The organism is Lewinella sp. W8, assembly GCF_004375085.3.
Lineage (GTDB): Bacteria > Bacteroidota > Bacteroidia > Chitinophagales > Saprospiraceae > Neolewinella.
Genome location: NZ_SNAQ03000001.1, coordinates 48733 through 68606 on the forward strand (window position 1 = coordinate 48733; position 19874 = coordinate 68606).

19 protein-coding genes are annotated in these 19874 nt (G+C 56.7%); 14 read left to right on the plus strand and 5 right to left on the minus strand.

All coding sequences use genetic code 11. The features are described from left to right. The first annotated feature begins 20 nt into the window (after positions 1–20). The 6 genes from E1J53_RS00180 to E1J53_RS00205 all read left to right on the plus strand — a co-directional run bounded on the left by E1J53_RS00180 (position 21) and on the right by E1J53_RS00205 (position 6706). Entirely contained in the window at positions 21–788 is a 768-nt protein-coding gene (locus E1J53_RS00180; protein ID WP_134269961.1) for an alpha/beta hydrolase, read from the plus strand. Between the two features lie 67 nt (positions 789–855). Continuing rightward, positions 856–1233, plus strand: coding sequence for a MarR family winged helix-turn-helix transcriptional regulator (locus E1J53_RS00185; RefSeq protein ID WP_134269962.1), 378 nt, complete (start codon positions 856–858; stop codon positions 1231–1233). A 26-nt stretch (positions 1234–1259) separates the two neighbouring features. After that, complete coding sequence (locus tag E1J53_RS24595; protein ID WP_134269963.1) at positions 1260–4283, plus strand: histidine kinase; 3024 nt, start codon at positions 1260–1262, stop codon at positions 4281–4283. A gap of 19 nt (positions 4284–4302) precedes the next feature. Further along, entirely contained in the window at positions 4303–5040 is a 738-nt protein-coding gene (locus E1J53_RS00195; protein ID WP_134269964.1) for a LytTR family DNA-binding domain-containing protein, read from the plus strand. A gap of 276 nt (positions 5041–5316) precedes the next feature. Then, positions 5317–5985 carry a hypothetical protein gene (locus tag E1J53_RS00200; protein ID WP_134269965.1) on the plus strand — a complete coding sequence of 223 codons (669 nt, stop codon included), beginning with the start codon at positions 5317–5319 and terminating at the stop codon, positions 5983–5985. A gap of 13 nt (positions 5986–5998) precedes the next feature. Beyond that, a complete protein-coding gene (locus E1J53_RS00205) occupies positions 5999–6706 on the plus strand; it encodes a sulfotransferase (protein WP_134269966.1) in 708 nt (235 codons plus the stop codon). A gap of 1102 nt (positions 6707–7808) precedes the next feature. Here E1J53_RS00205 and icd read toward each other — a convergent pair. Then, entirely contained in the window at positions 7809–9038 is a 1230-nt protein-coding gene (gene icd, locus E1J53_RS00210) for an NADP-dependent isocitrate dehydrogenase (protein WP_134269967.1), read from the minus strand. 133 nt (positions 9039–9171) lie between these two features. Here icd and E1J53_RS00215 point away from each other — a divergent pair, with 133 nt between their 5' ends. Both E1J53_RS00215 and E1J53_RS00220 read left to right on the plus strand, forming a co-directional pair. Continuing rightward, the gene (locus tag E1J53_RS00215) at positions 9172–9933 is read left to right on the plus strand and encodes a hypothetical protein (protein WP_134269968.1); all 762 of its coding nucleotides are present in this window, start codon (positions 9172–9174) and stop codon (positions 9931–9933) included. 198 nt (positions 9934–10131) lie between these two features. After that, complete coding sequence (locus E1J53_RS00220; RefSeq protein WP_134269969.1) at positions 10132–11235, plus strand: AI-2E family transporter; 1104 nt, start codon at positions 10132–10134, stop codon at positions 11233–11235. Between the two features lie 191 nt (positions 11236–11426). Here the strand turns inward: E1J53_RS00220 and E1J53_RS00225 are convergent, their stop codons facing one another. Continuing rightward, positions 11427–12032, minus strand: a complete 606-nt coding sequence (locus tag E1J53_RS00225; RefSeq protein WP_134269970.1) for a TIGR04282 family arsenosugar biosynthesis glycosyltransferase — start codon at positions 12030–12032, stop codon at positions 11427–11429. 181 nt (positions 12033–12213) lie between these two features. Between E1J53_RS00225 and E1J53_RS00230 the strand changes: the two genes are divergently transcribed. The 3 genes from E1J53_RS00230 to E1J53_RS00240 are packed head-to-tail and all read left to right on the plus strand — an operon-like array spanning position 12214 to position 14804. Continuing rightward, complete coding sequence (locus tag E1J53_RS00230; protein WP_134269971.1) at positions 12214–12498, plus strand: DUF427 domain-containing protein; 285 nt, start codon at positions 12214–12216, stop codon at positions 12496–12498. A 9-nt stretch (positions 12499–12507) separates the two neighbouring features. After that, the gene (gene egtB / locus E1J53_RS00235) at positions 12508–13854 is read left to right on the plus strand and encodes an ergothioneine biosynthesis protein EgtB (RefSeq protein WP_134269972.1); all 1347 of its coding nucleotides are present in this window, start codon (positions 12508–12510) and stop codon (positions 13852–13854) included. Then, positions 13851–14804, plus strand: a complete 954-nt coding sequence (locus E1J53_RS00240; RefSeq protein WP_134269973.1) for an L-histidine N(alpha)-methyltransferase — start codon at positions 13851–13853, stop codon at positions 14802–14804. The genes egtB and E1J53_RS00240 overlap by 4 nt, the downstream gene beginning before the upstream one ends. Here E1J53_RS00240 and E1J53_RS00245 read toward each other — a convergent pair. Then, positions 14801–15694, minus strand: a complete 894-nt coding sequence (locus tag E1J53_RS00245; RefSeq protein WP_173021310.1) for a glycosyltransferase family 2 protein — start codon at positions 15692–15694, stop codon at positions 14801–14803. The genes E1J53_RS00240 and E1J53_RS00245 overlap by 4 nt on opposite strands. Before the next feature lie 12 nt (positions 15695–15706). Then, positions 15707–16387 carry a hypothetical protein gene (locus E1J53_RS00250; RefSeq protein ID WP_134269975.1) on the minus strand — a complete coding sequence of 227 codons (681 nt, stop codon included), beginning with the start codon at positions 16385–16387 and terminating at the stop codon, positions 15707–15709. Positions 16388–16455: 68 nt separating this feature from the next. On the opposite strand from E1J53_RS00250, the gene E1J53_RS24185 reads away from it, so the two are divergent. The 3 genes from E1J53_RS24185 to E1J53_RS00265 all read left to right on the plus strand — a co-directional run bounded on the left by E1J53_RS24185 (position 16456) and on the right by E1J53_RS00265 (position 18525). Continuing rightward, positions 16456–17145 (plus strand): fused MFS/spermidine synthase, encoded by a 690-nt coding sequence (locus E1J53_RS24185; protein WP_154640106.1) that lies wholly within the window; start codon positions 16456–16458, stop codon positions 17143–17145. A 658-nt stretch (positions 17146–17803) separates the two neighbouring features. Next, the gene (locus tag E1J53_RS00260; protein WP_134269977.1) at positions 17804–18169 is read left to right on the plus strand and encodes a hypothetical protein; all 366 of its coding nucleotides are present in this window, start codon (positions 17804–17806) and stop codon (positions 18167–18169) included. Positions 18170–18228: 59 nt separating this feature from the next. Then, positions 18229–18525 (plus strand): hypothetical protein, encoded by a 297-nt coding sequence (locus E1J53_RS00265; protein ID WP_134269978.1) that lies wholly within the window; start codon positions 18229–18231, stop codon positions 18523–18525. A 324-nt stretch (positions 18526–18849) separates the two neighbouring features. Here the strand turns inward: E1J53_RS00265 and surE are convergent, their stop codons facing one another. Beyond that, positions 18850–19686 carry a 5'/3'-nucleotidase SurE gene (surE, locus tag E1J53_RS00270; protein WP_134269979.1) on the minus strand — a complete coding sequence of 279 codons (837 nt, stop codon included), beginning with the start codon at positions 19684–19686 and terminating at the stop codon, positions 18850–18852. Between the last annotated feature and the right edge of the window lie 188 nt (positions 19687–19874).

The window sequence follows — 19874 nt, forward strand, 5'->3', positions numbered from 1 at the left end:
ATACGGAGAGCGGAATCTACGTGCGTCAGTACGGACAGGGTCCGGCCATACTGTTGGCCCTGCACGGCTTTGGCCGGCACGGGGGGAGGATGGCACGGCTGGCCCACCGTCTGGGGGACGAATTCACTACGCTGGCACCGGATTTACCCTACCACGGCAACAGCCAGTGGGCCGCAGATCAGTATACCCCGGACAACTTTTCTTCGCTCCTCAATACCCTGTTGGCGTCCTACGCTGATCGTCCGGTGTTCTTACTGGGGCATAGTCTGGGGGGACGAATTCTGAGCAGCTGTCTGCCGGATTTACGGCATCCCGACCTGCGTGATCTGGCGCTCGTGGCGCCCGACGGCGCCGGGGGGCGTTATACCAACTGGGTGGATACGCTGCCCAAGCGCATGGTTCGTCCGCTGGCTACCCTCACCAAGCGGCCCCGGGGAATCTTGCGGGTGAGCAATTGGTTGCGCCGCCGGGGTATCATTAACCGTTACTCCGCCGAATACCTCCACCATAACCTCCGCGATCAGTCATTCCGACGCCGCCTGGCCGGGACCCTGCGCAGTGTCCTGAACTTTCCCCCGCAACCACAGGCGCTGGAAGCGGCACTGGGCCAGCGGGGAATTTCGGCCACCGTTTTTGCGGGAGACCGGGACCCGCTGCTGCACCACGAAAGGCTCGCGGGAATGTACGGCCCCTTGCCCTCCGTAACGGTCCTTCCCTACCGGGGGAGTCATTGGTTACCAGAGCATTTGCTGCTGGACTATTACCTTCACCGAGTAATACACCAATAATTCCTTCGTTTTGCCTCCCTTATCCTACTCTAATGTTGGTACGTTACTAGACCGTACCACGCGCCTGATGAAAGCTCATTTTCAGCGTACTTTCCGGGAAGCCGGCGTGGACCTGACCCCCGAACAGTGGGTACTGCTGGACCACCTCCGGATTGCGGGAGCTTCCTCTCAGACGGAACTGGCCAACGGAACCTTCAAGGACGCGCCGACGGTCAGTCGCATCATCGACAAACTGGCCAAGAAGAAGCTGGCGGAACGCAAAAGATTTCCCAACGATCGCCGGCGCTACATGGTCCAGTTGACCGCAGAAGGAGAACGCATCCACGATTTACTCATTCCCAAAGTCGAGGGGTTGCGGGTGCAGACCTGGTCCGGGATGACGGAAGAGGATTACGAGACCTTCACCAGTCTGCTGCAACAAATCCGGAATAATTTCGGAGATTAGTAGGTGTACTGATTTCACCGGGTCCAGTGGTAAAAATTCCCCCTTCAAGGCTGCCGTTCATCCTGTTTCTACTCGGTTGGGGGGCGGCCCTGTACGCCCAGCCCTACGGTTTCCTGACCTACTCCATCCGCGAGGGATTGCCGCAGTCTCAGGTCTACAGCCTCGTCTCCGGTCCGCAGGATTATCTCTGGGTGGGGACACAGGGCGGAGGGGTGGCCCGTTTCGATGGGGCGACCTTCGAGACCTTCACCCAGGCGGATGGCCTACCGTCTGATTACATCACGGCCCTCGACTTTACGTCGGATGACCACTTACTGGTGGGCACCAACCGTGGCTTAAGTATCCGTTCGAATAAAGATGGAAAATTTATCACCGCACTGCTCTTTGATTTACCGGGGGCGCCGAGCGCAGGTGCCAGGGTACTCGGAGGAGCCATGAACATCCGGGCCCTGGGCCGGTGGGGCACAAAAACTTTGGTGGGCACCGACCATGGCCTTTACGTCCTGGACCGTTCTGCGGCAGGATACGGACTCGTCCGCATTTTTGCGGGAATGGGCAAGCAGTGGATCCGGGAAATCAGGGCGGTGGATGACCAAAGGACCCTGATCGTTACTGACCGGGGCGTCTATGCTCTTGCGGAGCAAGCTGATCATCCGGAACTTTTGCTGGAATTGAGCGGGGTAGAGGCCATACTTCCCGTGGGGGATGATGGATTTTGGCTGGGGGTAGCCGAACGGGGCCTGTTGCACTATTCCATAACCACCCAAGAACTCGTCGAGCAACCGGCCCCGGCTCTAAGGTACGTACAGCGACTGATCTCCTTACCCAGTGGGCAGATGCTTGCGGGCACGAGAAACCGTGGCCTGCTGCTGCTCAACCCCGAAGGGGAAGTACTGAAAAATTTCCGCGAGGCCGATGGCTTCCCGCACCCCAACGTCCGGGATTTGGCCCTGGACCATCAGGGCCGGGCGTGGGCAGCCACTTCCGGCGGTGGACTGGCCAGGATGATTCCAACCGGCTTACGGCATTTCGGACTGCGGGAGGGATTGTCCGGCGAACGCGTGTACGCCCTGCACCAGAGCCGGGACAGCACCCTTTGGCTGGGTACTTCCGGCGGACTTCAGCTCCTGGATTCAACCTCCTTTCGGGAACCCCCGCTACGGGGTAGCCCGGGGCGACCAAAAATCAAGACCATCACCGAGGACGAGCAGGGACGAATTTTTCTCGGCACCGAAGGGGGCGGTATCCGGATTTTGGACAGTAGTGCCGTTACCAGTATTGGCGTTCGGGAGGGGTTACCCAGTAACTGGATTTTGAAATTGTTGCCCCGTGACCGTGGGGGCGTACTGGCGGTGACCTACGCCGACGGACTGGCGGAAGTAGTACGGGAAGATTCTTTGTGGAGGGTGCGGCCCTACGCGGGAACGGATGCATTACCCACGAACTCCATTTCCTCCGCCATCGCGCATCCGGAAGGCGGGGTATTACTTGGAACTAGTTCCGGGGAGGTTATTCATTTTCGGGAGGGAAAAACCGTTACGGTCTTTGACGACGCCCAGGGATTGCCGCCCGGGCGGGTAAGGGCACTGGCGGTCCGGTTGTCGACCCAACTCTGGGTTGCCGTGGAAGGATACGGAATCTACTTTACGGACCTCCGGATGGAAAATCTTCATTTCTTTCCTTTACCGGCGAGCCTGCGTCCGCCCACCACCAGTTTCTACCAGCTGTTCACGCCGGTTGATGCCGGCGAGGTCTGGATCGGCACCGAACGCGGAGTATACCGGCTTTTTCTGGACCGAAATGGCCGCCCCGACTGGATCAAGCATTACGGGCCGGAGGAGGGATTCTTAGGGGTGGAAACCTGCCACGATGCGGTAGTGTCCGGCGTTGAGGGAGAGCTGTGGTTCGGCACCATGAACGGACTGACACGATTTGTCCGTGATGATCCCAACGTTTTTCTCGACCCACCGCGGGTGCACTTTGAATCGATTGATCTCTTTTACGAGAAAGTAAATACTTCCGACTATCAACTGGAGGGCGGTGTCCCCCAGTTTAAGCCGCGCGACAATCACTTCAATTTCCGTTTTCGGGCCGTTGACCTGAGTTATCCCGAGCGCATCCGGTACCGCTGGAAACTGAAGGGTATCGAAACCTCCTGGTCTCCGCCGTCTGCCGATCTGGCCGTCCGCTACGCGGGCCTGGAGCCGGGAATGTACCAGTTTTCAGTAGCAGCCACCACGGACGACGGTAAGACCTGGGGCGAGGAGGCCCATTATGCGTTTCGCATTACCACCCAAACCTGGCGGAAGCCCTGGTTTTTGGGGGTGGTGGCGCTGGCGGGTATTCTCCTCCTGATCGGCACTGTTTACGGGTTGTATCGGAACGTGGAGCGACGGGAGAGCAAGAAACGACAAGCACTGGAAAAGCGTAACCAGCTGCTGAAACTGGAGCAACAGGCGCTGCGGCTCCAAATGAACCCACACTTCATTTTCAATGCCCTCAACGGTATTCGGGGGCTGGTCGACAGCGGGCAGGACGAAGATGCCAGTCACCAGATTAATCGATTTGCCAGCCTGATGCGCGGGGTCCTGGACAACAGCCGGAAGGACGCCATCAGCCTGGCGGCGGAGATAAAGACTCTGGAGGACTATCTCCGCATGGAGCAGTTTTGTCAACCCTTCGCGTTTGACTACGAGATTCAGGGTATTGAGGGGCAGGACCCCGAAGACTGGCTGCTTCCGCCCATGATCTTACAACCCTTCGTGGAAAACGCGGTCCTCCACGGTCTTTCCGGTCGGGAAACCCCCGGAAAGGTCACCATCAATTTCGTCCTTCGGGGACGCAGGTTACTGGTGACCATCGAAGATGATGGCATTGGCCGGAAAGCTGCTGCGGCCCGCCGGGAGAAGCGAAAGCCGGGGCATCAGTCGGTGGCCCTGCAGGTCACCGAAGACCGGCTGCGGGCAATGGGCGGAACGGTGAGGCTGGAAGACCGTCAGCCTTCCGGAACCCGCGTTGTGCTTAACTTTCCGGTGCAACCGGCCTGGTAACCACCCTAATAATGTATTCATGACCGCCTTTATCGTTGAAGATATGCCAGAAGCACTGGCCGCCCTGACCTCCGACCTCCACCGGGTAGCGCCGGACCTCGAAATCATTGGCACTGCTGCGGGGGTGATTGATGCGGCAAAGCAGTTACGGTCGCTAAAGCCGGATCTGCTTTTCCTGGACATCATGCTGGGTGACGGAACGGGTTTCGATATCCTTGAGCTGATCCCTGACCTGGACGCACAGATAATCTTCATTACGGCTTCCGACGAATTTGCCGTGCGCGCTTTTCGGTTTGCGGCGGTAGATTATCTATTGAAGCCCGTCGACCAGGAGGCCCTGCGGGAAGCCCTGCAGCGCGCCCGGACGCGCCACGGCATATCGAGTGCAGATAGCCTGGAACTCCTGCGCAACACTATCCGGCAGCCAGAAGTATTGCCGGACCGCATTTCTCTGCATACTTCCGAGAAAATTCTGGTGGCCCCGGTGCGGGAGGTCATTCGTTGTGAGGCCGACGGGAACAATACCCGTTTTTTCTTTACGGAGGAAAGACCGGTATTCGTGACCAAAACCCTCAAGCACTATCAGGGTATGCTGGAGGGGCATCACTTCATTCGGGTGCATCAATCTCATCTGGTAAACCTGCGTCACGTGGTAGAATTCAAGAAGGTGGACAGCGGCTATTTGCGGATGACCAACGGAGATGAAGTTCCCGTAGCCAGCAGGAAGAGGGCCGAGGTCATTGATCTTCTCCGGTAGTGTAGTCCGGGCCCGATAAAGACGAGTCTCGGCAATCCATCGACGAGCAGGACAACTATGCGGGGCGCCAAGGCGTAATCTTCTTAGAGTTTGTTTGGGATTTTGGTCGTCTGACCGGATTTGAGATTTTTTTTGGTGGTGGCAAGGCGGGAAAATTGGATTTTAGCAGCGCTAAGTGAGGATTTTCCCAACGAAGCTAGCGCCAAAAAAGGCCAAATGGAGGTCAATTACTAAATTCCAAACAAGCTCTTACCTTAGCCAATAAGCTTTTCTGTTATGATACCCTTGACGATCCTGAGTGTAGTACTTCTCGTAGCGATGATGATGCTTTTTCGGATGTGGTCTTCCAACCGCATGCCGGGTAAAAAGCAGCGCGCCCGCGTGGTTCGTGAGCTGAAGGAAGATATGGATAGCTGGAGCGAGAATCTGGTCCCCCTCAATAAAGAAGAGCTGGACCTGTTCAGTCTGGCGCAGGACAAGCAAGTCGTGAAGCGGGGCGCCGGCAAATCGGCGAAAGGCACCTTTACGACCATTTTTCATGAACCCGTAGTGAGCTATTCCTACCGGCGGTACCTTGGCAAAAAGGTCAACGAGTTACTCTACGCCCGCACGGCGGAACACGATTACGTTTTCTGGACCGAAAACGGTAAGACCAGTCTGGAGATTGACGATCAGCCCGTGGGTACCATCGACAACAAAGTGCTTTTCGGGCAGCGGACCGGAAAGGAATTGGCCCGGATCAGTGCCGAGGCTAAAGAGAACTACCTTCCCATCAGCGTTGGCAACCGGGAAGTAGGAGCCCTGTCTACGACCCAGGCCTCCAAAACGGACCCCCTGAGCCAACGGGCCTTCGAGTTTATTCCCGATGACCTCAACGACAAGGAAGAACAATTGCTGATGTCTCTCGCGACCCTGGAACTGGTGCGACGGAGCCTACCCGCCTAAGATACTCCACACTATGGCCGAACCAACCTACGACCGTCAGCAGGACGCGCCAATCTTCATTGCCGCACCCGTCAGAAGATCCGGCACCACCTTGCTCCAGCGTTTGTGTTGTGGCTCCGGGGAGGCCATCGTCTTCGGGGAATTGGCGGCGGATGATTTCTTCCAGTTGGGGCAGGTCATGCAATACAAAAAACAAATGGTCGCCATGGGCGGCGGGCAGCGCGACCGGATGCTGCAGGAAGTTATCGACGGAAAGGTCAACCAATGGATTCCCGACCTGCTGCCCTTCATGAAGGATTACGTCCTCTTGCAGGATAAGGTAATGGACAGTCTGTGCGAGGGCTACGCAATGGCCGCCGGAACCGACCGGCGGTGGGGGGTGAAACTGCCGGAGTGGTACCCACCCAACCTGGCTTTCTGGCAGCAACGCCTGCCCGCCTCCCGGACGGTGTACGTGGTGCGGGACGTGAAAGAGTGTCTGGCCTCGGCCAGGACCATGGGAATCGTTACCACCTCCGAGGACGAAGCTTACTTCAGGAATAATGCTCAGCAGTTCGAAGCCATGGCCCGCCAGATGCTCAAGCCCGAGCAAACCTATTTTCTGGATTACGCGGCGCTGTGCGACGAGCGCGCGGAGGAAGAACTGCGGCGCTTAGCCAGCTTCCTTGGACTGACCCAATTACCCGCCGAAGTGTTGCAGCATCGGGTTGGCAATTATTAGCAACGTAGGGCCGTAGTACTTGTGGGATGGCATAGGGTTATACCCCTTTTGATAGCACACAGATTGTCCTTTCAGATGAATTCAGTCTTTTTTAGTTCTTCCCTGCCAAAAGGAAGGTTGTAACAATTTACAAATTGGGTCAGATGAGTGCAGTAGCTTAGGGGTACGTAAGAAACCTCTAAATTTACTCCAAAACGCCAAGGACAATTCTACCCCATAAGTTTTCCACCTTTTGCTGGCCAAAAGGTGGGGCCAACCACGAAGTAGCCGCGAAGCGAACGCCCTCGGCTGCATCATCGGCTTAACGGGAATGAAGACCTTTGCTGACCTACAAAGCCGAAACTCGCAACCTACTTAGTGGATAAAAGATCACTAATCGGTTACACATCATTAGGGACTTTTTAAAAGCCTTGGGGTGCTCATACAACAGCTTGGCGCCAACGGTCGCAAAGGCCTCCATTCCCTACCGATGACGAAGGCCGAAAAAGAGGGGGAGCAGGGAAAAACCGAACAAACCCCTAAGGAAAGCTTGGAAGTAGCAAATACTTTAATCAAAGATAGCAACGAGAAAAAATTTTATATCCGGCCTTAATTGCTGGTAGGGGGAGCGGTGCTTTTGGGCCGTGAAGCGGAATTGGTGTTTGAGCCAATACTTGATGATTGCTTGAAAAACAAGGGGTCGATAATCGATGGGTTTTCTTTGAAAAAAGTAGTGTGCGGCGAGTTTCAATTTCGTAGGCGCCAAAAGTGCCGTGAGCCCGTTAAGCCGGCAATTTAGACGGGAGGCTTTTGCGGTACTTTTGGCCGACAAAAGTACCAAACTTGGATAGCGAGAAAAATGTCCGTCTTTATCTAAAATCAGTGATGGGTGGACTTCCGTATCACACCTCCACCTAATACCAGAAAAGTAGTTTATTAAGGGAATACATACCAGGAGAAAGGGGTTATAACTCTATGCTACAACAAGGGTTATAACTTTGCGCTAACCCACATACTTCGTATCACTATGGCCATTTCTTCCACTTAAAAAAAGAAGAAGGGCGCCCGGTTACGGGCGCCCTTCATTACTGAAAACCAGCTCAGGTCGGTTATTCAGTCCTTTTTACATATTGGCGATGATCTCGTCACCGAACTCGCTACACTTGAGCAGGGTAGCTCCGTCCATCAGACGCTCAAAATCGTAGGTTACGCGCTTCTTGGAGATGGCGCCTTCGATTCCTTTGATGATGAGGTCAGCGGCCTCGGTCCATCCCATGTAGCGGAACATCATTTCTCCGGAGAGGATTACGGAGCTGGGGTTCACCTTGTCGAGTCCGGCGTACTTGGGCGCCGTACCGTGGGTGGCCTCGAAGATGGAAACCCCCGTGTCGTAGTTGATGTTGGCTCCGGGAGCGATACCGATACCACCCACCTGGGCGGCCAGGGCGTCGGAGATGTAGTCACCGTTGAGGTTCAGGGTAGCGATTACGCTGTACTCCTTCGGGCGGAGGATGATCTGCTGAAGCATGGCGTCGGCAATCACGTCCTTGATGGTAATGGTGCGGCCATCTTCGGTCTTGATGACGTGCCAGGGACCTCCGTCCAGTACTTCGCCGTTGAAGTCCTGGGCAGCGGTTTCGTATCCCCAGTCGCGGAAAGCCCCTTCGGTAAACTTCATGATGTTACCCTTATGGACGAGGGTTACGCTGTCCTTACCGTTGTCGATGGCGTACTGGATGGCCGCTTTTACGAGGCGGTTGGTGCCTTCCTGGCTGACGGGCTTGATGCCGATACCGGCCGTGTTCGGGAAGCGGACCTTGGCGTAGCGCTCGGGGTAGGTTTCCTTGAGCCACTGCAGGAAGGCCGCGTTTTCGTCGGTGCCTTCGGCAAACTCGATTCCGGCGTAGATGTCCTCCGTGTTTTCCCGGAAGATGACCATGTCAACGTCCTGGGGGTTCTTGACGGGGCTGGGAACACCCTGGAAGTACTGTACCGGGCGCACGCAGGCGTAGAGGTCCAGCTTCTGGCGCAGGGCCACGTTCAGGGAGCGGATGCCACCTCCAACGGGGGTAGTGAGGGGACCCTTGATGGAGACGAGGTATTCTCCGATGACGTCCAGCGTTTCCTGGGGCAGCCATTCGCCCGTATTGTCCATGGCTTTTTGTCCGGCGAGGACTTCCCGCCAAACGATTTCCTTTTCGCCGTTATAGGCTTTTTGCACGGCGGCTTGGAGGACGCGGCTGGCGGCCGCCCAGATGTCAGGACCGATGCCATCTCCCTCGATGAAGGGAATGATGGGGTCGTTGGGTACGTTTAATTTTCCGTTGGTCAGGGTGATTTTTGTTCCGCTCATGGACTTGTTTCCTATTTTTAGCGATAAGAGTGCGCGTTGGCGCGCATTGGCCGGCAAAAATAAGAAATTTTTTGCCCTCTTTTCAGGGAAATACCACTGGCTTATAATCGTTTGTGCCTCAAATTCCTCGCGCTTGAACAAGAACCCAATCTTCTTTGCTCTTTTACTACTCCTTTGCACCTGCGGCACGCCACGATCCAGTGCACCGATCCAGGATAATTCAACGGGAGAAACCTACCGAGATACCATCATCGCTCCCCCCATTACCGGCGGGGAGGGAGAGGTCGGCTCGGAAGAGATTTCGACGGACCAACCGGTAGCGGTAGAGGTGTTGCCAACGCGCTACGCCGAGTTCATCAGCAGAAGGACAACCTCCGCTCCGGCGCTGCCCCGGGCCAATAACGCCTGTCACCTTGCGGTGGAAGTGCGGGGCTACGAAGGGGAAGACGGCTGCGACCTGCTCCTGGAAACCGACGCCGGAAATCTGTTCTACGTTGGGGCCGAATATCGGGGTGACCCCCTGGAGCCGGGTTCGAGAATCAGCATTGGTTTTGAGTACATGGACCCCGACCCCACCAACACCTGTACGAACGTTGACGCCACCATTCGCATCACCTGCTGGAAACTCCTGCGGGTAAGTTCCGGGATTCCGCGGCCGATCTTCTGTGAGGCCTACGATCGGCCAAGTCAGTGGCTGTACGATCTGGCCAAAGATTTTTCGGCCACCTACATCACCCGATTTCCCTGGAAGGACGACCGCTACGTCTACTTGCTCGAATCGCCCTTCGGCCAGTACTTATTTGATTGCCGGGGTTATCAGTTGTGCCAGCCCCGCAAAAACTGCCTGGGCTTCATCGAGCGCATTCGGGAGGGTGTGGTGATTTGGGAGGGGTGATAAACATTAGGAGCGAAGGCCAGCATCACCCGGAAAAGTTGGGCTCCTAATCCCTATTGTTGCCTAAAACAACCTGACGGAAATTCGTGTCCGCCATTTCCCCCGCAACAATCGGCGGCCACACAGAACGTTAGTAAGATAATGTTGTTATGGTTGAAGACGGGAGTTATTCCCGCCTCACCTCACTAAATCCACCTGATGTCCATCGTTCGCGTAGCCGCCTGGTTATTGTCCATCGGACTGATCCTCACCCTGGTGGTGGTGGGGAAGAGTTACCTGGTACCCATTTTCATGGCCCTGGTCATTTGGTACCTGGTGAATGCCCTCAACAACCAGTTTCGCCGACTTCCCGTCGTCGGAAAACATCTCCCGAATTTCCTCACCCTGGGTATGTCGCTGGCCATGATCGGCCTGTCCCTGTATGCGGTGGGGGATACCATCGTGGAGACCATCAACGGCTTCGTGGTGGATAGCCAGAAATACGTGCCCCGAATCGACGCGCAAATCGCCAAGGTTTACGCGATGCTGCGGCCCGGAGACATCCCGCCTTCCGTCGCCAACCTGAAACTGAACGAACAGCTCTGGGCCTACTCGGTGGAAGTCCTCAACGGCGTCACCAACTTTGCCAAGGGATTGTTCCTGGTCCTGTTGTACGTGTTGTTTTTTCTGATCGAGCAGGGGGCCTTCGGTAAAAAAATGCGCGCCCTCGGCTGGGATCTGGGCGAAACCAACCAACTTAGCCTGGTCCTGAACGAGATCAACACCGCCATGCGGACCTACCTGGGCGTGAAAACCTTCACCAGCCTGATCACCGCACTGCTGAGCTGGATCGTGCTGCAGTCGATCGGACTGGATTACGCCCTGTTCTGGGCCTTCCTCATTTTTCTGTTCAACTACATCCCGACCATCGGCTCCATCACCGCCACCGCCCTGCCGGCCCTGCTGGCCCTGGTGCAGTTTGAAACCCTGACGCCCTTTCTGGTGGTGGCCCTCGGGGTGACCGGCATCCAAATCCTGATCGGTAACATTGTCGAACCCAGGCTGATGGGCGACAGCCTCAATATCTCTCCGCTGGTGGTGGTACTTTCCCTGATTTTATGGTCCATGCTCTGGGGGGTGGTGGGTATGTTACTCAGCGTTCCCATCACGGTGGCCATCATCATCATTTGTGCGCAGTTTCCCAAAACCCGGGCCATTGCCATTTTGCTGAGCAAAAACGGTAAGGTCAAAGTGGCGGGCAGGTATCCGAAGAAAAAGCGCGCCAAGAAACCGAAAGCCGTGGAAGTCCCCGCGGAAAAATAGGATCCCGGCCCCCATAGTATATCGGAGCCGGGACGCTGGAAATCACACACTGCTATAAACAACCGCCCTTTTCGCAGAACGGAGGGGAGGGGTAATGAGGAGAACCCCCGGTGGTTGACCGTAGTAAACGATTCTGCGGGATAACGGACCATTTTTCGGGGTATCCAGACTTCCCCGATAGGAGGGGTCCCCTACTCGGGGACGGTCCACCCGTAGTAAAGCCAATCCTCCAGGTAATCCACGTCGGAGAGCGGCGTGAGCTGGGCGACGCGCAGACCGGCTTGTTCCGCTCGTTGGAGAGTTTCGGGCAAAACGGCCTCCGTGCTCCACGCCATATTTTCGAAGAGGGAAGTTTCCATCTGGCGCAGTCCCAGCAGATAATAACCGCCGTCCAGCGCCGGCCCCACGACCACCTCGTGGTCCTGCAGTTGAGTGTAGGCTTCCCGGAGCAATTCGGTGGTCACCCCCGGGCAATCGCTTCCGATGATGATGACGGATTCATGCCCCCGGGCAAAGGCATGCTCAAAGCCCCGCTGCATGCGCTCTCCCAGTCCATTGCCCTCCTGCACTAATTTGTGGAAATCGTCTCCGGGCCAGTTGTCATTCTCGGCGACCCAGTCGGAATAAAACAGGTAGCGGTCCACGTCTTCCAGGGGGAGGGCCTGGTCGCGGGTCCAGTCCATGAGCTGGTGGTACATTTTCAGTGCCTTTTCGTCACCGACGGTGGCGGCCAGCCGGGTCTTGGTCCGTCCGGCGATGGGATTCTTGACAAAAATGAGGAGGGCTTGCTGCTTCATGGCGGCAATATACAACAAGGAGCAGGCGGGAAATGTCTGCCGGAGGCAGCTCCGCCACCGGGCGGGCAAATGACCTGAATTGACAAGTATCTGGACCGAAGTGATCGTGTTTTCGGACCAAAAAACTGCAACTTGCCCCTGTCTTCTCCGTTACTTGAGGAGAGACCAAGCAAAAGCCATCATGAAAGCCATCTGGAAAGGACGGGTAATCGCCGAGAGTGACGATACCGTAGTCGTGGAGGGAAATCATTACTTCCCGGAAAACGCCGTCGATAAATCCCTGCTCACGTCCAGCGATACCACCACCTTTTGTGGCTGGAAGGGACACTGCAGCTACTATTCCGTAGTGGTAGACGGGGAAGAAAATAAGGATGCCGCCTGGTACTACGCCGATCCGTATCCGCGGGCGGAACAAATCCGCGATCGGATTGCCTTCTGGAAGGGCGTGGAAATTGTTGAGGAATAAATCCTACTCATGACGAAAGGAATTGACACCACCGTTGGTCTGGCGCAGCATTATGCCTTTGTGCGTCGGCAGTCCCTGGCCCTGTGTGCTCCCCTGCAGCCCGAAGATTACGTGGTGCAGGCCTGCGAAGACGTCAGTCCTCCCAAGTGGCATCTGGGGCACACCACCTGGTTTTTTGAAAATTTTGTGCTGGCGAAGTACGTTCCGGACTACCAGCTTTTTGACGGGAAACTCAACTGGTTTTTCAACAGCTATTACGAAAGTCAGGGGCCGAGAATCCTGCGCTCTAACCGGGGCAACATGACCCGACCGGCACTCTCGGTGATCCTGGCTTACCGCGAACACGTGGACCGAATCATGGCCGATCTGCTTCGGCGAGAGCCACAATCCGACGAGCTTAATAAGCTGATAGAACTGGGGCTGCACCACGAACAGCAACACCAGGAGCTGCTGCTCACGGACATTAAGTATACCCTCGGAACCAATCCCCTGTATCCCGCTTACCGCGAAGCAGGGGAGCACGGACCCGACACCGGATATGGTGATTTAGGGGCGATGACCGCAGGTGCCGGCTTCCGCACGGAGGAGCCAGGGGAGGCGATGACCTTCTCCCATATCTCCGGAGGGATTCACACCATCGGCCATCGGGGCGATGGCTTCTGCTGGGACAATGAGCTCAGCGTCCATCAGGTTTTGCTGGAGGACTTCCTAATCGGCGACCGGCTGGTTACGGCGGGAGAATACCTGGCCTTCATGCAGGACGGCGGCTACGAGCGGTTTGAGCTCTGGCAGATGGAGGGGATCGAGTGGGCCCGCACCCTGGAGGTGAAGGCTCCACAGTACTGGTATCCCGACGAAGCCGGTAACTGGTTTCACTACCGACTGAACGGCGGACTGGTACCCGTTGATCCGCACCTGCCCGTTACCCACGTCAGCTGGTACGAAGCGGATGCATTCGCCCGCTGGGCGGAGGCCAGGCTACCGACGGAATTTGAGTGGGAGATAGCTGCCGCCCGGCTACAGCCAGAAATCCCCGCGGACGGGAATTGGGTTGAGTCCACCGCCTACCACCCCCAAAGGGCTACTTCCGGAGACCCCCAGTTTTTGGGCCACGCCTGGGAGTGGACCAATTCCAGCTATTTGCCGTATCCGCGGTACCCGCGCCCGGAAGGAGCCCTGGGAGAATACAACGGCAAGTTTATGGTTAACCATATGGTCTTGCGGGGTGGCTCCTGCGCCACGCCCCTCAGTCATATCCGACCCACTTACCGCAACTTTTTTCAAACGGATAAACGGTGGCAATTCACCGGAATTCGCCTGGCCAAGGACGTCGAAAATCCCCGCGTACCCAAATGATTAATACTCAGATTTCAGCCTTTGCGGCAGATGTTTTTGAAGGATTGGCGTCCACTCCACGGCGCCTGTCCAGTAAGTGGTTTTACGACGAGCGGGGAGATGCACTGTTTCAGCAGATCATGGGCATGCCGGAATACTACCTGACGGACTGCGAACTCGAAATTTTCCAAACCGCCGGTCCGGAATTGCTGGACGCCATCGGTAATCGGAGTTTTGATTTGATTGAACTGGGGGCCGGGGATGGAACCAAGACGCAGTTCCTGATTGAACAATTCTTGGCGGCGGGAGCCAACTTTACCTATCGCCCGATCGACATCAGTGCCCACGCCATTGAGATTCTCGGAAACCTCATTCGTCGTCGTTGGCCCACCTTGCCCTTCAAGCCGGTGCAGGACGATTATTTTTCGGCGCTGGACCGCCTCGGCAAAAGCCAGGGTGATCACCTCCGCCTGGTGCTGTTCCCGGGGGCAAACATTGGGAATTTCGCACCCGAGGAAGCCGTGCAGTTTTTGCGGCACCTCAGAAAGTTCTTACGGGAAGACGACCTGTTGCTGGTTGGTTTTGACCTGAAAAAAGACCCCGCGATCATCCTGGCGGCCTACAACGACCCGGCAGGATACACGGCCGCCTTCAACCTCAATTTATTGCGGCGGATCAACGAAGAACTGGGCGCAGACTTCCGGCTCGATCAGTGGAAACACTGGGAAACTTACAATCCCGTTTCCGGTGCCACGCGCAGTTACCTGGTAAGTCTCGCCGACCAGTCCGTCCGCCTGCCGGATTACGGCCGTCGATTCCGGTTTGATGTCTGGGAGCCCATTGAGGTAGAAATCAGCCAGAAGTACAATCGCCCGGAAATCGAAGCGATGCTACAACAGGCCGGTTTCACCTTTCTGCGGCACCTGGAAGACTCGCGGGGATATTTTTCGGACGCGCTGGCGCGGGTCTAGCGCCCGTGCGGACGGAGTTCGTGCCACCAGCGAAGTTTGAGCAGGTCCAGGGCCAAAAGATTGGGAGCTGATCGCTTACTCAGGTAGTTTTGTAGTGTGGACTCGGGGATCAGCCGGGCAACCATGGGTGCCCAGGACCAATGATCCGTGATCTCCGTTAGCCGGGTACGAAGCCAGGGGTGTTCCCGACGGAGTAGATGGAGGTTACGGATGGCTTCCCGCTGTTTGTCGAGGAATCTTCCGGCGGGTTCCAATCCGAGGTGCACGACCGGATTATCCAGGTGCAGGATCGGCACGCCCGCCCGTAGCATCCGTTGTCCCCAGTAGGTGTCTTCGTGTCCGTACCCCCGATGGCCCTCCGGAAAGGGATATTGTTTCAGCAGGGAGACCGGTGCGAGGAAGTTATTGGACTGAAAGCCCAGCCAGCCGTCCCTTCGCCTGCGGGGAAGGTCCCGGCTTTCCCGCTGGTGACCGTAGTGCCAGTGCAGCCGGAGGGTGGAATCCAGCGGAGGGGAGGGGGCGTACGTTCTGCCTCCCACCATCACGGTACCGGATTCCCGGGCAGAAAGTTGGCGGAGTTTGGTCAGGTAGGTTTCCAGGAAGCTGGCCGGCGGCCAGCCGTCGGCGTCCATCAGCAACACCCAGGGACGCGTGGCCGCGCCGACCATCGCATTGCGGACGCCGGCCCGCCCGAGGTTTTCCCGCAGCTCCCGGTAGACAATTCCGGGGGTGGTGCGCAGTTCCTCCTGTCCGTATGCTTCGGTGGCGGGACTGCCATCATCGAAGACGATGATTTCCGGTGCGGGAGAGAGGGATGCTGCCTGCCGCAGCAGTTCATCCACCAGGGGACGGACGTCGTAGCGATAAACGGGAAGGCAAATGGAAAACACCAGGGGAGAAGGTTATGGGAAACGAAGGTAAGCGGAATGCGGCTTAGCGCTGCGCAACTCCCGCAAAAAGGGGTAGTAGAGGAGCAAAATTTCTGCTCCCCGGCCGGGCACCCACTGGCCCTGGATGCCGTTGGCCAGCCGGAAGGCATCCTCGACCACGTCGGCCATTTGCTCGTAATTGAAATCTTCCAGCTGGTGGGCGCCCTCGAGCCCGCTGACGCCTCCGTAGTTGTAGCCCATGGCCGAGCGCTGCGCCCGCAGGGCGCGGGGAATGTAGGCCGCGCCCCGGTGAACGTACTGCCAGACGTGCACTATTTCATGGACCAACACGGCCGGGTGCATGGGACCCCAGCTATTGACGGTGTGGAAGCTAACGTAGCAGAAATTACCGAAGCGCGGCCCCAGCCAGGCCCGCTCGTCGACCCGCACGAGACCGTAGGGAACACTATCGCCGAACATGGTGCGGAGGAAACGGATCTCCCGTGGATGGAGTCCCCTGACACCCGGCAACAGGGCGGTGAGGGCTTCGTGCAGGTCAACAACTCCCAGCAGGTCCAGGAGACCGAACCAGCATTCCAGCCATCCCGATGGCCCACTGCTGTTTTGCCATAGGGCCCGCAGCCGCCGCCGGCGCAGGGGCCAGAGAGCGGCGGTAAGCCGGAGGCGGGAGGAGAAATACTTTTCCTTGGTCACAATGAGAAAGACAAGTTCCTCGCCCGGGAGGTTGATCCGGCAAAGAGGTGTGCACTATCTTCGCCGCCGTGGCGAAGCATATTCCGACCTATCGGTTCTGGTTAAGTTATTTGTGGGAGCAGGTGCTGGAAGTGACTTCCTCGCCGCACAACGACTATTTACACGTCAGTCTGGTGCACGGACGCCTCCAACTGGTGGCCGAAGACGCCATCTACAGCTTTGGCGATTACTACCTCAATTTCCGTAAGTTGTTTGAGGTCTTCGATTTCGAACAGCTGCCCGACAACGCTCGGGTGTTGTTGCTGGGGCTGGGGTTGGGCAGCATCCCGGAGCTACTGGAAGATATCCACGAATTAAACTACGATTACGTAGCCGTAGAGATTGACCCGGTCATCATTGAGCTGGCGACGGACTATTCCCTCCCGGCCATCCTTTCCCCCGTCGAGGTGCACGAGGCTGACGCCTATCAGTTCCTACAGCTGGACGCCCGAAAGTATGACCTCATTTGTGTGGACGTTTTCCAGGACGCCACCGTACCGGAGCACCTGGATACCCATAGTTTCCTGGAGTTGCTGCAGCAATCCCTGGAAGAGGGTGGCGCCATCATCTACAACCGGCTGGCTGATACCCGGGAGCACCGAAGACTCGCCCGGGATTATTACGAGGGGCCCTTCCTGTCGGCCTTCCCCGTCGGGACCGTTTTCGATAGCGGAGGGAATCTGATGTTGGTGAATGACGGAAAATTTTTGCGTAAGTAATTGGGGATAGGGGACGGTCTTGCTGACTTTCTACCGGCGCTCTTTTACCGTTGCCCCGATGGCGTGAGGCCCTAGTCCGTTCACTGGGTGAGCACCTTGATTTTTTATATTGATGGCACCGCGTTGCAAAGCTACTCTTACCGGTGAAGGGGTTCTATATCTAGGCCGTTCCGTGAATTAATCATTTGGCAATCAAGCCCCTGAATTTTTAAGTTGCGGCAGGAAATTTCCTGCCGCTACCGTTTGGCCCCACTGAACTGCCGCGATTCCGCAGGAATCGCTGATGAACCTCACGGAACGGCCTATTCCTAGATTCCGTTACATCACGCGGGAGTTGGAACTCCTTTATGGGCTGAAAAATGAAGAGTCTATTTTGCTCCCTGGAGCAAATCTTTTCCGGAAAGATGTTCAGCTTTGGGAGTGGCTCGGCGTGGAACGCCTCGACCGGTTTTGGGTGCGTTGCTCCTTTGAGGAACCCTATTGCAAGCTTCCTGGGCCCTACCCGAGCGCATTGCATCCTGCGCTTCGCCGCATTTTATTAAAAATCGGTGATCCCGACGAGTTACGGATCCCGGGACCGCCGCCACTAAAGGCGATAACTATGCCTGGTCCGACGGTGTTTACCCCCTAGAAAACGTGAATTTCGCTACCTTTAAGTATGAACAGAATCTGCCCGGAATGCGGTGAAGAATACAAGGGCCGCCTGGATAAAAAATTCTGCTCGGCCTCCTGCCGGGCCAATCATCACAACCGCAAAACCGCCGAGGAGCGCAGTTACCAGCGGAAGATCAACAACATCCTGAAGCACAACCGCAACGTCCTGGCGGAACTCAACCCCGACGGAAAGGCCAACGTGCGCAAGGATCGGCTCATTGACCGCGGGTTCAAGTTTCGGTACTTCACGAACGAGTATACGACCCGGAACGGTAAGCTTTATCGCTTCTGTTATGACTATGGCTACCAGGTGGAAAATCCGGAGGGCGAATGGGTGTTTCTCATCAAGCGGCAAGAATACGTGGAATAGACGGCAACACGCCCTGATGGGCTACGTTAGATACCAAACAGCGAAAAGCATACTCCCTCATGATTCCCAGGAATGACCACTTTCTCGTAGGATTTCTGGCCGCCCTTTCGGTGGCCTTCGTTGCCTTTGCCCTGCTGCAACAGGGGGCAGAGTGGCTGGCCGAAAGTGCCGGCCGGCCGATTAACTTCAAGGACCGAACGCTGGCCCTGATCGCCATTTGCCTCAATGTCCTGCCCATGAATTATTTCCGCCGTAGCTACCGCAGCAAGAGCCTGCGCGGCCTCGTGACGGGCACCATGGTGCTGGCCCTGACCTGGTTTTTCTACTACGGTCGGGATTTGTTGAACGGCGGGTAGCCCGGGATACTGACCAAAAATAAAGGGAGCGGACCGTGACACGGTTCGCTCCCTTGTGGTTTCCGGATATAGGGGATGAATGGTGTTCTCATCCTTGTGAACGATCCGGCGAGAATAAATATTCGCAATACTCTCATGAGATAATGATCCTCAACGAGTGAGGGTGGTAAACTCAATTGCCGCAACTGGCAGGTCTGAGGTACTTTTCTTTTTGAGATCGAAACAAAGGTAAGCGGATAAATGACTCGCACAACTTCTTCGGCCGCTTGCTTACGGAGCGGCGTCGTTTGGTTACTGAACGGTAAAATAAAATTGGTGGAACTCTTAGAATTGCTCCAACTGCTGCGGGGACGTCCCGTCGCTGGAGTCGGCCTCCGCGCCCTCCGGCTGCAGCAGGCTTTCGATGGACTGCAGGCTCGTAAGGGCCCGGTGGTTGGTCAGGTCGTGGTGACTGGGCACCAGGGAAACGTAGCCGTTCTGCAGGGCGTTGGCGTCGGTGTCTTCCCGGTCGTCTTCGTTGACGAAGCGTCCCGTTAGCCAGTAGTAGGGGCGGCCGCGCGGATCCTCGCCCCTGACGTATTCCTCTACCCAACGGGCTTCGGCTTGCCGGCAGATCTTCAGTCCCCGGGGGCCACCCTCCACTTTGGGGATGTTGACGTTAAACAGGCTACCTTCCGCCATGCCGTTGTTCAGGACGAAGCCGATGAGTTTGCGCAGGTAGGGGCGGCAGGGGGAGAAGTCGGCGTCGGCCCGGTAATCGAGGTAGCTGAAGCCAATGCTGGGGATGCCTTCCAGGCTGGCTTCCATGGCGGCCGAGAGGGTGCCGGAGTAAATGATGTTAATCGCGGCGTTGCTGCCGTGATTGACCCCGGAAACGCAGAGATCCGGAACGCGGCCGTTGAGCAGCACGCTCTTGGCCAGTTTGACGCAATCTACGGGCGTGCCGCTGCAGGCGTAAGCCTCAATCTCTTCCCCAAAAACGTCACTTTCGGTCACGAAAACCGGGCGCTCGATGGTGATGGCGTGCCCCTGGGCGGACTGGGGACTATCCGGCGCCACCACCAGCACATCGGCAAATTCCCGGGCGACCCCAACCAGTTCCCGGATGCCTCCGGCGGTGATTCCGTCATCATTGGTTACGAGGATCAGGGGGCGGGCCATAGTAGTAGAATTTGGTAGAGCAGTAAGAACGGACGAAAGTAGGCAGTAGTTTATATTCTACTTCCAAGTGAGCCATTACCATTGAATTAAGCCTACAATTCCGAACATCCGCTATAGGGTAAAAAATTTCGTCCTGGCCTATTGGGTCGAATAGTGTTCGGACGCCATTCACTCGGCTAGGCCTTCGC

What these genes read in the sequence shown, in the direction of transcription:
- surE (WP_134269979.1), bottom strand. Translation starts at nt 19,686, where the DNA reads ATGGCCCGCCCCCTGATCCTCGTAACCAATGATGACGGAATCACCGCC.
- E1J53_RS00260 (WP_134269977.1), top strand. Translation starts at nt 17,804, where the DNA reads ATGAACAGAATCTGCCCGGAATGCGGTGAAGAATACAAGGGCCGCCTG.
- E1J53_RS00230 (WP_134269971.1), top strand. Translation starts at nt 12,214, where the DNA reads ATGAAAGCCATCTGGAAAGGACGGGTAATCGCCGAGAGTGACGATACC.
- icd (WP_134269967.1), bottom strand. Translation starts at nt 9,038, where the DNA reads ATGAGCGGAACAAAAATCACCCTGACCAACGGAAAATTAAACGTACCC.
- E1J53_RS00265 (WP_134269978.1), top strand. Translation starts at nt 18,229, where the DNA reads ATGATTCCCAGGAATGACCACTTTCTCGTAGGATTTCTGGCCGCCCTT.
- E1J53_RS00200 (WP_134269965.1), top strand. Translation starts at nt 5,317, where the DNA reads ATGATACCCTTGACGATCCTGAGTGTAGTACTTCTCGTAGCGATGATG.
- E1J53_RS00205 (WP_134269966.1), top strand. Translation starts at nt 5,999, where the DNA reads ATGGCCGAACCAACCTACGACCGTCAGCAGGACGCGCCAATCTTCATT.
- egtB (WP_134269972.1), top strand. Translation starts at nt 12,508, where the DNA reads ATGACGAAAGGAATTGACACCACCGTTGGTCTGGCGCAGCATTATGCC.
- E1J53_RS00185 (WP_134269962.1), top strand. Translation starts at nt 856, where the DNA reads ATGAAAGCTCATTTTCAGCGTACTTTCCGGGAAGCCGGCGTGGACCTG.
- E1J53_RS00225 (WP_134269970.1), bottom strand. Translation starts at nt 12,032, where the DNA reads ATGAAGCAGCAAGCCCTCCTCATTTTTGTCAAGAATCCCATCGCCGGA.
- E1J53_RS00240 (WP_134269973.1), top strand. Translation starts at nt 13,851, where the DNA reads ATGATTAATACTCAGATTTCAGCCTTTGCGGCAGATGTTTTTGAAGGA.
- E1J53_RS00195 (WP_134269964.1), top strand. Translation starts at nt 4,303, where the DNA reads ATGACCGCCTTTATCGTTGAAGATATGCCAGAAGCACTGGCCGCCCTG.
- E1J53_RS00220 (WP_134269969.1), top strand. Translation starts at nt 10,132, where the DNA reads ATGTCCATCGTTCGCGTAGCCGCCTGGTTATTGTCCATCGGACTGATC.